The organism is Rikenella microfusus DSM 15922 (assembly GCF_000427365.1).
GTDB classification, from domain to species: Bacteria; Bacteroidota; Bacteroidia; order Bacteroidales; family Rikenellaceae; genus Rikenella; species Rikenella microfusus.
The window spans coordinates 2179056-2191744 of the sequence record NZ_KE386488.1; the positions used below are offsets into that span (position 1 = coordinate 2179056).

The window sequence follows — 12689 nt, forward strand, 5'->3', positions numbered from 1 at the left end:
AGGGAGAACATTGTAATAAACCGTAGGTTTAATCGTAATGTCTCTCACCGACAGGCGTTTGTTCTTTCTTCGTCCGCTCATGTCGCGGAGGCACTTTCTTTCTTGCGCGACCAAGAAAGAAAGCAAAGAAGTCGCCGGGAATGCGATTCCCCGCTCCCGACTCCCGTCGGACCGGGAAATCGCACATTCCCGGGCCAGTAGTCTCCGCCCCTGTTTCGATACCAATATAAGAAGCCGGAAGTATTTTTAAACCTATGTTTAATCGTAATGTCTCTCACCGACAGGCGTTTGTTCTTTCTTCGCCCACTCATGTCGCGGGAGTACCGGCTTCTCCGGACGCCTTATGCCGTGGGGCACTTACTTTTTTACCTACGGTTTGCCGGCGGCTTCCTCGCGCTGCCTCGCCAAAGTCCGCAAGCGGCCTCTGGCCTCGGTACGCTGCTCGGTTCCTCTTGGCGCCTCGGCCATTCGTGCAACCGACGCTGCCGGTGAGAGTAGTGCAAGCCGGCTTAAGCACTGCCGAACGACGAGGAGGAAGGCGAAGCCAACCCCGATGGCTCTCGGCTGCTGCGTCGGTTGCGCGACCAAAAAAGTAAGCAAAAAAGTCGCCGGGAATGCGATTCCCCGCTCCCGACTCCTGTCGGACCGGGAAATCGCATATTCCCGGGGTCGGCGCTTTTGCTTGATGAATAAACAGACAAAGGATGGAGACATAAAAAAGCAGCTACCGGAACGATTCGTTCCGGCAGCTGCCGTGTCCGTTTTACGGAACGGATCGTCGGGGAGAAAATCGTGCCGGTTTTGCAGATTTTTTCTTTCCGTGCCTCTCGTTCCGTGCGGTCGGGTGGAGCCGCCCGATCCGTTCGCGGTTCGTTTCCGCCGTCCGGAAGCCGCCGCGCGGCGGTTGCGGTACGCGGCGGCGACGGGAGGGTTTACAATTGGGTGTCGGGATCGAGGTTTTTGCCTTCGATGTCTTTGAAATATTTGTATGTCCCCACTTTCAGTTCGGCCGTGGCGTCTTCGTCGCAGACGATGATGCCGTGCGGATGCCGTTGCAGGGCGCTGATGGTCCACATGTGGTTTACGCCCTCTTCGATTCCGTGGCGCAGGGCGCGGGCCTTGCCGTGCCCGTTCACGAGGATCAGCACTTCGTCTGCGTCCATGATGGTGCCTACGCCCACGGTCAGAGCCGTCTTCGGGACTTTATCGACGTCGTTGTCGAAGAAGCGCGAGTTGGCGATGATGGTATCCAGGGTGAGGGTCTTCATCCGCGTGCGCGAAGTCAGCGACGAGGCCGGTTCGTTGAAAGCGATATGACCGTCGGGCCCGATGCCGCCCATGAAAAGCCGGATACCGCCCAGGGCCGCGATTTTGGCTTCGTAGGCGGCGCATTCGGCGGCGGGGTCGGGGGCGTTGCCGTTCAGGATATTGACGTTTTCCGGCCGGATGTCCACGTGGCTGAAAAAGTTGGTCCACATGAAGGTATAGTAGCTCTGCGGATGTTCTTTCGGGATGCCGCAATATTCGTCCATATTGAAAGTTACTACGTCGGCGAAAGACACTTTGCCGGCCTTGTGCAGCGCGATCAGCTCCTTATAGGTACCCAGCGGTGTGGAACCGGTCGGGAGGCCCAGCACGAACGGCTTTTCGGGAGTCGGCCCGAAAGCGTTGATTTTATGGGCGATGTAGTTGGCGGCCCAGCGCGAGATGTGGGCGTAGTCGGGTTCGATAATCAGTCGCATAGGGATATGTTTGTTCGGTTAATTTTTGTTCGCGTTCGGCTTCGTCCGGATTCGATTGAAGCGGGCGGAATCCGGCGCCCGGACGCCCTGGCGCATTCGGGGACGGGGCGGCCGTTCCGGTATTCCGGGGGATAACCTGTACAAATGTAAGATAAGTGCCGTTATTTTCCAAGAATACGGAGGCGGCGGGGCCGGTCGGGCCGGTCGAAGAGCGAACGGTCGATCCGGACCAACCGTTCGGCTCCGCCTTCGTCCGGCAACAGAACGCGGTATTCGCCTTCCGGCGGGAGCAGTTTGGTCGGGTCGTGCGGCGGCTCGGTCAGGACGAGGTACGGGCCGCCGAGCATGTAAGCCGCCGTTTCCATGTCGCCTGCTTCGATCGCGGCGCGGATCGATGTCGAGCTGATGTTTTCGTACCGGCCCAGGTTGGCCGTGCGTATCCCGTCCCGTTCCAGCATCGCCGCCGACCCGGAACGGTTGTGGCCGAAGTGGTGGCCTTCGCCCGACAGCACGGTTTCGGCTTTCAGCCGTTTTTTCAGGTAATCCTGCGTGAACGTTTCGCTGTCTATCCGGCTGAATTCGGGGGTGAAGCGCACGACCACCGTGTGATCGACGCCGGTTTCCGCCAGCAGTTCGAGCTTTTCGGGCAGGGTGCTCAGCAGGCGGTTTTCGCCTCTGAGGACGAAACGCGGGTGGGGGTCGAAGGTCACCACGACCGATTCCCCGTCCGCCGACGGATCGTTATGCGCGATTTCGTTGAGCCGGTCGATCAGCAGCCGGTGCCCGCGGTGTACGCCGTCGAACGACCCCACGGCGACGGCCGTCCGCCGCAGGTGCGGCAAATTGTCGAATCCGTAGTGTATCTGCATGGGGCGGGGTTATTCGGAGTCCTCGGCGGGTTCGGGGTCTTTGGAGAAATAGGCCACTTTTTCGAGCAGGGTGATGATGTCGTAGTCTTCGACGTAGATATTGTCGGGAAAGGTCAGCGGGGTGGAGGTGAAGTTCAGTACGCCGCGTATTCCGGCGTCGGTGATCGGCCCGACCATGCCGGCGGCCACCGACGAGGGCGAGGTCAGGATGATGACCCGTATGTCGTGCCGGGGTACTTCCTGCGCGAAAGTGTCCATATGGTAGCAGGGCACTCCGGCCACAGTCCGGCCCACTTTCCGGGGATCGATGTCGAAAGCCGCGGTGATCCGGAGTCTGGAGCGTTTTCCGTTGAAGTAGTGCGTGACGGCCTGCGCCAGGTTACCCATCCCGATGATCCCCACGTTCAGTCCGTCGGGGCTGTCCAGGATGGTGCCGATAAATTCGATCAGCACTCCCACGTCGTACCCTTTTTTCGTGTCGCTGCTGAATCCGATCAGCATCAGGTCGCGTCTGACCTGCACGGCCGTGATGCCGTGCATCGAAGCCAGTTCGTGCGAATAGATATGGGTGCGCCCCTGTCGCAGGCATTCGAGCAACATGCGCCGGTATTCGCTCAGGCGTTCGATAGTCCGTTCGGGAAGTCTTTTCGCAACTGTGTGCGCGGCGTCGGTGGTCATGGGGCGGTGGGGTGTATTCGGTCGTTTAAATGGTGTGTGATGCGATTAACAGTAGGCAAATATAATACTTTTTTCCCGACCGCGTGCCGCTTTTGCATGGCGTGTCTGATGTTGGTTCCGGGTGTGTCCCGGTTCTTCGGAAAATGATGCGGAACGGCGTGCCCGGGAGGTTCCGGCAGGGTGAAAGTCTTTATCTGCGGTCGTATCGTTCTCCGATGATTTTCCAATCCACCAGATCCCAGTAGTTGGCGATATAGTCGGTCCGGCGGTTGCGGTAGTCGAGGTAGTAGGCGTGTTCCCAAACGTCGAGGCCTAGCAGCGGGGTCAGGCCGTAACGCAGCGGGTTCCCGGCGTTCGGTTCGGTCGTTATACTGAGGTTGCCGGCTTTGTCGGCGGCGAGCCATGCCCAGCCGGACCCGAACAGTCCTGCGGCGGCTTTGGCGAACTGTGCCTGGAATTGTTCGAACGATCCGAACGCTTTGTCGATGGCCTGGGCCAATGCGCCGTCCGGCCGCGACTGGGGTGCGGGCGACATGCCCAGGAAAAAGAGCCGGTGGTTCAGAGCCTGCCCCGCGTTGTTGAAGATCGGACCGTCAGGGGCTTTCGTTACGATTTCTTCCAGCGAGAGGGCGGCGTAAGGGCTTCCGGGGAGCAGGGCGTTGAGGTTGTCGATATAGGCTTTGTAGTGTTTGCCGTAATGGTATTCGAGTGTTTCTTCGCTCATGGCGGGCGCCAATGCGTCGAGGGCGTAGGGCAAGGGCGTCATTTCGTGTTTGCGGACGGTTTGCGCGGATACGGTCAGGATGGCCGAACCGAGGGCCAGGGCGCAGAGCAACAGGTGTTTTTTCATGATTTTCCGTTTTTCGGCATAGATGTCTCAAATGCTATGCCAGACGTAAATGACAACATAGTCAGAACATAGTTTCCGTACAATATCTGATTTTCGGAAAATTTCGCCGACTTTTGTCATTGCAATACCCCACGGAGTGTTTTGCTGCGAAACATTTTCTATCTTTGCGGCGTCGGGTCTTCTTTCGGGGAGTTCCGGCACGACATATTTCGATGAAAGTGTTTAGCTTTTGTCCTTGGCAGGAAATCTGGTAAATTTCAAAGTCGCAAGGATAGCAATAACACTCGTCACTTGTATGCGTATGCCTCGTTCTGAGCGTATACTATATACAGGTGTGGGGTATTGTTTATTTGTGACTTGGGCTTACCAGAGCCTCCTGCCGGATAAACTAACGACTCCACACTTTCTTTTTTCCTGCAATCTGTCTTTTGCGGAGTCAGAAAAGACGAAGAGTTTGTTAGACGGGAGATGAGTGAAAACTGCCGAGTCTCGATAAAACCGCATGAAATTGCCCGAAATGATCTACGCTCACAAAGTTTGGATTTATTGCGTTTTCCTTTGGCTGTGGTCATTTTGATTATCCATACGTTTGATATACAGGAGTTGGCTATTCACGGACAAGAATACAGTGTGAATATTTATTCCGGTTTTGTCGCGATTAATCATTTTATAAGCGGTTTTCTACGGCAGCAAAGTGTGCCGATTTATTTTTTCATATCTGGTTTTGTGTTTTTTCTGGGGAGGGATTGGACGACAAAAATTTATATACGGAAATTGAAAAATAGGGTACATACGTTACTGATCCCGTATGTTATTTGGAACACTGTCGCTTTATTGCTTCCGTTAATTTATTTGATGCCATGTTTTTCTGCTCTTTTTCCCAATGTTCATAAATTGGAATGGGATTTTTCTCTTTCTCGGATTTTCTCGAGTTATTGGAATCTTCCTCAGGAGATTAATAATTTCGGGAATATTTGGGGTACTACTGCACCCATAGACGGACCGTTGTGGTTCATTCGTGATTTGATGATTGTTGTTTTGTGTACGCCGATTCTATACTGGCTGTTAAAGCGGATGCGTCATTACCTGATATGGCTGTTGGGCATTCTATGGTTCATGGTAGTTTATTTTGATTTGGGACGTGTCGATCAGCTTCTTTCCGCTTTTTTCTTTTTCTCATGGGGGGCTTATATGAGTGTGAATGGGAAAGATATGCTTGCGGAGTTCGGACGATTTTCTCGATGGACGAATATTTTATATCCTTTACTGGCTTTGTTGTATATAACGGCGGCTTATTGTTGGCCGGAGGTTGCCGTTACGATAAAAAGACTGAATATATTGGTCGGTTTGATTTTTGCTTATAATTTGGCTGTCTGGTTGTTGAAATGCGGGATTTGTAAAGTGAATCGTTTCTTGGCGTCTTCTTCGTTTTTTATTTACATAACCCATGGTATTATTATCGCATTGGTTTTGAAAGGCGTGTTTTATTTAGTCCGGCCGGATTCCGGATTCAGTGTGTTTCTTGTCTATGCTTTGGCCGTGGGTGCGACGCTAACGTTCCTGTTGATGAGTTTTTATCTTTTGCGGCGATATACTCCAGGATTGTTGAAAGTGATGACTGGCAGAAAATAAAGGGAAAGCATTATCTTCTAAATCTCCGCGGTATCTGTTTTCGGTCTGTTTTTGTTTGGGCTTGCGGCGCGAGGCGGTGCAAGGCGTAGAGCCGAACCATGAATCGTATGGGAATCTTGGAGAAAGCCGGTTACGGTGCTTAAAGTATATACGACTTTTCCCGTAACCGGATAACGATCTCTTCAAACGGCCCTGCGGTGCCGCTCGGCACAGGGGACTGACGTTTTTTCCGCTTGAAGGAGGAATATATCCCGATTAGATACATTGATATAACAAAATATAGGAAGATACAGGCTTCCTCGGTCGGCTCCGTGTCGGACGGCATAAGGCGGTGCAAACCCGGGCAAAAGATCCGGAGGGTCCGGCACGAGCCGAAAAAGTATCGACGCAAACGAATGGGTATATCGGAGTATATAATCGGGTATATTGAAAATCAGTCGTAAATACCTTAGTGTAAATAGTTTATGTGGAAATGTGCAATGACGGCACCGATGCTATTGCACGACAAAGGTCGGCTCTCCGTACGGAGAGCCGACCTTTCTATACAAGATATGTAACCGGGGTTATTTGTTGTTCTCCGGCCGCAGCTGACGGACAACGGCGCCGGCCTGCCACATTTCGCTCTCGCGGAGTTCCTTGAGTTCTTTTTCGAGACCTTCGCGGTAGTCGGGTTTCGAGTTGCAGTCGATCGAACGCTGCGCTTCGTTGCCGTTGGCCACTTCGCTGTACAGTTTTTCGAATACCGGCAGGGTAGCGTCGCGGAACGGCTTCCACCAGTCCAGCGCGCCGCGCTGTGCGGTGGTCGAGCAGTTGGCGTACATCCAGTCCATCCCGTTTTCGGCTACCAGCGGCATCAGGCTCTGGGTCAGCTCTTCGATGGTTTCGTTGAAGGCTTCCGACGGCGTATGGCCGTGTTCGCGCAGTACCTGATACTGGGCGGCGAAGATCCCCTGGATAGCTCCCATCAGCGTACCGCGTTCGCCGGTCAGGTCGGAAAACACTTCGCGTTTGAAGTCGGTTTCGAACAGGTAACCCGAACCTACGCCGATACCCAGCGCGATCACGCGGTCCTTGGCTTTGCCGGTAGCGTCCTGGAATACGGCGTAGCTGGAGTTCAGCCCGCGCCCTGCCACGAACATGCGGCGCAGCGAGGTGCCCGAACCTTTCGGGGCAACGAGGATGACGTCCACGTCGGCCGGCGGAACGATACCTGTTTTTTCTTTATAGGTGATCCCGAAACCGTGCGAGAAGTAGAGGGCCTTGCCGGGGGTCAGGTGTTTTTTCACGGTGGGCCACAGGGCGATCTGTCCGGCGTCCGAAAGCAGGTATTGGATGATGGTCCCTTTTTCGCAGGCTTCTTCGATCTCGAACAGGGTCTTGCCCGGCACCCAGCCGTCGGCTACCGCTTTGTCCCAGGTCTTGGAATTCTTGCGCTGACCTACGATCACATTAAAACCGTTGTCGCGCAGGTTCATGGCCTGACCCGGGCCTTGCACGCCGTATCCGATCACTGCGATCGTTTCGTCTTTGAGGATTTCTGCCGCTTTGCTCAGGGGGAATTCTTCGCGTGTGATCACGCTTTCTTCCACACCGCCGAAATTGATTTTTGCCATTTTCGAGTGTTGATTTATGTAGTATTGGTTGTTTGTATTGGTCGTATGCGGACTGCTAAAGGTACGTAATTTATCCGTTAGTCCGTATGTCGGACATAAATTTCCGCATGGCGGAATTTCGGGTTCGACGGAACGGTTTTTAAATGTATCGGTGGTTCTTATTCGTCTGCCTGCGGGGGTGATTTCCCGGTCGGGCGCCGTTGGGAGGAGGCTCGGCCCGCCCGCTAAATTGTACGGTTAAATTTATTTATTGTCGCCTGGAGTCATCTCCGGCGAGGGCCTGCAACTGTACTGCGTTTGTTGCGGCTCCGCTGGTTCCGACCTTGAATCTGCAATTAAAAGTAGGTTTAAATGTACTGTCTTTCGCCGACGGCGTTTGTTTTTTCTCCGCCCGCTCGTGCCGCGGGGACAGTGGCTGTGCCGGACGCCTCATGTCGGCGGGGCACTTACTTTTTTTGCGCGACCAAAAAAGTAAGCAAAAAAGTCGCCGGGAATGCGATTCCCCGTTCCCGACTCCCGTCGGAACGGAAAATCGCACATTCCCGGGTCAGCAGTCTTTACCCGTACTGCGACACCAATGTAAGAAGCCGGGAGTACTTTTTAAACCTACAATTAAAATAAGTTTCCGAGCCAGCGGGCGGGCCGGACGCCTCCCCTCGGGAGGCCCGCAATTCGTCGCTCTACGCGCCGAAAGTTGCGACCGCTCCCGGGCGTCCGGACTCTAAAGAACCGTCAATTTGTTTACTCAAAAGCCACGGACCACGGGAATGGGGTAATTACAATCCGGCCGGAGTGCCCAGCGGTACCGTGCCGCCGCTGCGGGAGGCTGCGGCCCGCGCGACCTAAAGCTTGCAAAGCATCTCCCTGCCATTTAACCATACTGTTAATTGTCAGCCGCGTAGCGGTCAGCCCGGAACTGCTCTTGGCGCAGGGCTGGTGGGGGGTATCCGAAACCGGAGAAAGGCCGGCCTCTGTCATGGGCGGAAACCGGCCCGGACCGCTGTTACGAGGACCTCCAGATAGCGCGGTCGGGCGAAGCGGAACCGCCTTTCCCTGCGCTCAGTCGCCCAGATAGTCGCGCCGGTCGATGATGCCGCTCAGGGCGTTTTCCACCGTAGCGTCGTGCAGCACGATGTTCTCCGAATGGGTGAACTGCATCAGCATACCGCTTTGCGCCAGATAACTCCGTAAAGCTTCGATCTCCTCCTTGGCTCCCGTGCGTTCCAGCACCACATATTCCGGATTGATTTCGATCACTCGTGCGTTGTGCGCTTTCAGGCAGGCGTCCCCTCCGCGCAGGAACAGCTCCGGCGAGACCTTGTAAAGCGCGATCTGCTGCGCCGTGAACTCGTCGGTGCGGTATTTGTCGGCCCGCAGTACCTCGATGATGCGTTCGATGCCGCTCAGGATACGGCAGGCCGTATCTTCGGTGGTGAAAGCGTGGATCGTGAACATGCTGATCCCTTTGACCGGCGTTTCGCTGACCTTGAGGCTCTCGATATTGATCTTGCGTCGGGTGAAGATGGAGGTGATGCGCCCCAGTACCCCGACCTGGTTCTCGGTAAATACCGTGATGATGTATTCGCGGATCGCGGGATCCGTATCTTTGATTGGTGCCATAGTCTGTCGTTCGGTAAATCGGGGTTATTCGCAATAGAGCAGGTCGTTCAGCGAGGCTCCGCCCGGAACCATCGGGAATACGTTGTCTTCCTTGCCGACGATCACTTCGAGGAAGTACGGGCCGTCGCTCCGGAGCATCGTCCGTACGGCCTCCTGCAATTCGTCCCGCCGGGCGACGCGTCGTGCCGGGATTCCGTAGGCTTCGGCGATTTTGACGAAATCGGGATTGACCAGTTCCGTGGCGTTGTAGCGTTTTTCCATGAAAAGCTGCTGCCACTGGCGTACCATGCCGAGGAACGAGTTGTCGAGTACCACGACTTTGACCGGAATACCCCAGTGGATCATGGTTCCCAGCTCCTGCATGGTCATCTGGAAACCGCCGTCGCCCAGGAATACCACCACGTCGCGGCCTGCGGTGGCCGGATTCTCCTCCAGCGCCACTTTGGCCCCGATGGCGGCGGGCAGACCGTAGCCCATCGTTCCCAGCCCGCCCGAAGTGACCAGGCTGCGGGTATGTTTATAGGTGGAGTAGCGGGCCGCCATCATCTGGTGCTGCCCCACGTCGGTCACGACGACCGCTTCGCCGCCGCTCTCCAGCGCCACGGCCGCTACCGCCTCGCCCATGGTCAGTTCGTCCCGTTTCGGGCGCAGTTGCCGGTCGATGACCTTTTCCTGTTCCGTTTCCGCGTGCATGGCGGCTTTCGCGAACCATTCTGCCCGCGGTTTGTTCGTTACCGGGCCGGCGTCCAGGATGGCTTCCACCGCCGCGCGCGCGTCGGCAACGATCGGCAGGTCCGTCCGCACGTTCTTGTTGATCTCCACCGGGTCGATTTCGATGTGGATCACCCGCGCTTTCGGAGCGTAGGTCTTCAGGTTGCCCGTCACGCGGTCGCTGAAGCGCATGCCCACGGCGATCAGCAGGTCGGCTTCCTGGGTCATCAGGTTGCCGGCCACGTTGCCGTGCATGCCGACCATCCCGATGTAAAGCGGGTGGTCGCTCGGTATGCACGAGAGACCCATCAGGGTCGATGCCACCGGGATGTTGCCCGCTTCGGCCAGCCGGATTACGGCCTCTTCCGCTCCGGAGATCTTCACACCGTTGCCCACGAGGATCAGCGGCCGTTCGGCTTCGTTGATGAGGGCGAGCGCGTCCGCGGCCGCCTGCGGATCGACGGCGGGCACGGGGTTGTAGCTCCGGATGCCGGTGCACGGCGTCCATTTGTAGTCCCCGCGGGAGAGCAGGGCGTCTTTGGTCACTTCGATATAGACCGGTCCGGGGCGTCCGGCCCGGGCGATATAGAAGGCTTTGGCGATGGTGGGTACCATCTCTTCGAACCGGGTGATCTGGTAATTCCATTTGGTGATCGGCACGGTCATGTTGATCATGTCGGCTTCCTGGAAGAAGTCGGTGCCCAGCGCGGTGGAGGGTACCTGAGCCGAAATGCAGACGATCGGGGTGGAATCCAGCATCGCGTCGGCGATGCCGGTCAGCAGGTTCGTGGCGCCCGGTCCGGAGGTGGCCATGCAGACCCCTGTCCGGTTGGATACCCGCGCGTAGCCTTGCGCGGCGTGCACGGCTCCCTGTTCGTGGCGCGTCAGCAGGTGGCGCAGTTCGGGATAGTCTTGCAGACGGTCGTAAACGGGCGTAATGCTCCCGCCCGGGTAGCCGAACACGGTCTCTACTCCCTGATTGATGAGCGATGCGAGCAACGCTTCCGCTCCGGTGATATTCTGTTTTTCGGTATATTTCATGATTCGTCCCCTGGATGATGCGTTAAGAGTTGTGGCAGGGTCTCTTCCGGCGTTGTTACTCAACGATCCGGATGGCGCCCTTGTCCGCGGAAGAGACCATGTTGGCATACGCCCTGAGCGCCTTGCTGACGACTCGTTCCCGGTCGGGCCGGAACCCTTTCGCGCGCAGGCGGTCCATGCGTCCGGCCAGTATGTCGTCTTCCACGGCCAGCGTGATCGAGCGGTTCGGGATGTCGATGCGGATTTTGTCCCCGTCTTCGACCGCCGCGATCAGGCCGCCGGCCGCCGCTTCGGGCGAACAATGGCCGATGGAAAGCCCGGAAGTGCCGCCGGAGAAGCGTCCGTCGGTCAGCAGGGCGCAGGCCTTGTCCAGTTTCACGGTCTTGAGGTACGAGGTGGGGTAGAGCATCTCCTGCATCCCCGGTCCTCCTTTGGGGCCTTCGTAGCGGATGACCACCATGTCGCCCGCTTTGACCGTGCCGTCGAGGATCCCTTTGCTGGCTTGTTCCTGCGAGTCGAAGACCCGCGCCGTCCCTTCGAAAACGAGGATCGAGGCGTCCACTCCGGCGGTCTTGACGATGCAGCCGTCGGCTGCGATGTTGCCGTAGAGCACGGCCAGCCCGCCGTCTTTCATGTAGGCGTGTTCGATGTCGCGGATGCAGCCCGCCGTGCGGTCGTTGTCGTAATCCGGGTACATCGCGTGCTGCGACCCCAGGGTGATATTGAATTTACCGCCGGGCGCGGAGAGGTATCGTTCGGTATCCGCGGCTTCGGCCGTCGTGCCGAGGTTGTGGATGTCGTATTTCGCGATGGCTTGCGCCAGATCGAGGCCGTCCGCGCGGGAAACGGTGCCGTCGATCAGTCCGGCCCGCAGCAGGATGCCGAGAATAGCCATGATGCCTCCGGCGCGGTTCACGTCCTGGATGTGGTACGAAGAGTGGTTCGGCGCCACTTTGCAGAGTACGGGCAGTTTGCGCGACAGCGTGTCGATGTCTTTCATCGTGAAGTCCACGCCGGCTTCCTGCGCTACGGCCAGCAGGTGGAGCACCGTGTTGGTGGATCCGCCCATGGCGATGTCCAGGCTCATGGCGTTCAGAAACGCCTGTTTGGTCGCGATGGAACGCGGCAGTACTTTGTCGTTGTCGTTGAAATAGTATTCGCGGGCGTTTTTGACGATCAGTTTGGCTGCCGCTTCGAACAGTTTCCGCCGGTTGGCGTGGGTAGCTACGACGGTGCCGTTGCCCGGCAGAGACAGGCCCAGCGCTTCGGTCAGGCAGTTCATCGAGTTGGCCGTGAACATGCCCGAACAGGAGCCGCAGGTGGGGCAGGCGCCCTGTTCGATCCGGGTCAGTTTTTCGTCCGAAATAGTCGGATCCGCTCCTTTGACCATTACGTCGATCAGGTCGTAGGCCTGGCCGTCCACCATGCCGGCTTCCATCGGGCCTCCGCTGACGAAGACGGCCGGTATGTTCAGCCGCATGGCGGCCATCAGCATGCCGGGGGTGATTTTGTCGCAGTTCGAGATGCAGACGATGGCGTCCACGCCGTGGGCCTGGCACATGTATTCCACCGAGTCGGCGATCACCTCGCGCGAGGGGAGCGAGTAAAGCATTCCGCCGTGTCCCATGGCGATCCCGTCGTCGATGGCGATCGTATTGAATTCGGCGGCGTAGCAGCCTTCGGCTTCGATCAGGCGTTTGATCTGTTGGCCGATTTCATGCAGGTGGGTATGTCCCGGTACGAACTGCGTGAAGGAATTGACGATGCCGATTACCGGCTGTCCGAATTGGGCGTCTTTCATGCCGTTGGCCCGCCAGAGGCTCCGGGCGCCGGCCATCCGGCGTCCTTTCGTGGTTACATCGCTGCGTAATGGTTTCATTCTTCGTGTTAGCAATCTTTGTCACGCAAATGAAGAAATAAAAAATCCCCCGGT

General features: G+C 56.9%; 9 protein-coding genes. 1 reads left to right on the plus strand and 8 read right to left on the minus strand.

Annotated elements, in window-relative coordinates; translation table 11 throughout:
* Positions 1-932: 932 nt before the first annotated feature.
* The 4 genes from nagB to RIKMI_RS0110040 all read right to left on the minus strand — a co-directional run bounded on the left by nagB (position 933) and on the right by RIKMI_RS0110040 (position 4055).
* A complete protein-coding gene (gene nagB, locus RIKMI_RS0110025; RefSeq protein WP_027291498.1) occupies positions 933-1742 on the minus strand; it encodes a glucosamine-6-phosphate deaminase in 810 nt (269 codons plus the stop codon).
* Positions 1743-1903: 161 nt separating this feature from the next.
* A complete protein-coding gene (locus RIKMI_RS13850) occupies positions 1904-2611 on the minus strand; it encodes a hypothetical protein (RefSeq protein ID WP_051214499.1) in 708 nt (235 codons plus the stop codon).
* 9 nt (positions 2612-2620) lie between these two features.
* Positions 2621-3289 (minus strand): redox-sensing transcriptional repressor Rex, encoded by a 669-nt coding sequence (locus RIKMI_RS0110035; protein WP_027291499.1) that lies wholly within the window; start codon positions 3287-3289, stop codon positions 2621-2623.
* Between the two features lie 190 nt (positions 3290-3479).
* A complete protein-coding gene (locus tag RIKMI_RS0110040) occupies positions 3480-4055 on the minus strand; it encodes a superoxide dismutase (protein ID WP_051214581.1) in 576 nt (191 codons plus the stop codon).
* Positions 4056-4607: 552 nt separating this feature from the next.
* On the opposite strand from RIKMI_RS0110040, the gene RIKMI_RS0110045 reads away from it, so the two are divergent.
* Positions 4608-5771, plus strand: coding sequence for an acyltransferase family protein (locus RIKMI_RS0110045; protein WP_027291501.1), 1164 nt, complete (start codon positions 4608-4610; stop codon positions 5769-5771).
* A gap of 563 nt (positions 5772-6334) precedes the next feature.
* On the opposite strand, the gene ilvC is transcribed toward RIKMI_RS0110045, so the two are convergent.
* The 4 genes from ilvC to ilvD form a co-directional block, all read right to left on the minus strand.
* Entirely contained in the window at positions 6335-7384 is a 1050-nt protein-coding gene (gene ilvC, locus RIKMI_RS0110055) for a ketol-acid reductoisomerase (protein ID WP_027291503.1), read from the minus strand.
* Between the two features lie 1059 nt (positions 7385-8443).
* On the minus strand, positions 8444-9004 hold the full coding sequence (ilvN, locus tag RIKMI_RS0110060; RefSeq protein WP_037291838.1) for an acetolactate synthase small subunit: 561 nt from the start codon (positions 9002-9004) through the stop codon (positions 8444-8446).
* Positions 9005-9028: 24 nt separating this feature from the next.
* Positions 9029-10756 (minus strand): biosynthetic-type acetolactate synthase large subunit, encoded by a 1728-nt coding sequence (ilvB, locus tag RIKMI_RS0110065; RefSeq protein WP_037291841.1) that lies wholly within the window; start codon positions 10754-10756, stop codon positions 9029-9031.
* Positions 10757-10811: 55 nt separating this feature from the next.
* Positions 10812-12635: a dihydroxy-acid dehydratase gene (ilvD, locus tag RIKMI_RS0110070; RefSeq protein ID WP_027291506.1), complete on the minus strand. Its 1824-nt coding sequence runs from the start codon at positions 12633-12635 to the stop codon at positions 10812-10814.
* Positions 12636-12689: the final 54 nt, after the last annotated feature.

Excerpts from the sequence above, each read along its gene's own strand:
- RIKMI_RS0110035 (WP_027291499.1), bottom strand. The coding sequence starts at position 3,289 with ATGACCACCGACGCCGCGCACACAGTTGCGAAAAGACTTCCCGAACGG.
- RIKMI_RS0110045 (WP_027291501.1), top strand. The coding sequence starts at position 4,608 with ATGAGTGAAAACTGCCGAGTCTCGATAAAACCGCATGAAATTGCCCGA.
- ilvN (WP_037291838.1), bottom strand. The coding sequence starts at position 9,004 with ATGGCACCAATCAAAGATACGGATCCCGCGATCCGCGAATACATCATC.
- RIKMI_RS0110040 (WP_051214581.1), bottom strand. The coding sequence starts at position 4,055 with ATGACGCCCTTGCCCTACGCCCTCGACGCATTGGCGCCCGCCATGAGC.
- RIKMI_RS13850 (WP_051214499.1), bottom strand. The coding sequence starts at position 2,611 with ATGCAGATACACTACGGATTCGACAATTTGCCGCACCTGCGGCGGACG.
- nagB (WP_027291498.1), bottom strand. The coding sequence starts at position 1,742 with ATGCGACTGATTATCGAACCCGACTACGCCCACATCTCGCGCTGGGCC.
- ilvC (WP_027291503.1), bottom strand. The coding sequence starts at position 7,384 with ATGGCAAAAATCAATTTCGGCGGTGTGGAAGAAAGCGTGATCACACGC.
- ilvB (WP_037291841.1), bottom strand. The coding sequence starts at position 10,756 with ATGAAATATACCGAAAAACAGAATATCACCGGAGCGGAAGCGTTGCTC.
- ilvD (WP_027291506.1), bottom strand. The coding sequence starts at position 12,635 with ATGAAACCATTACGCAGCGATGTAACCACGAAAGGACGCCGGATGGCC.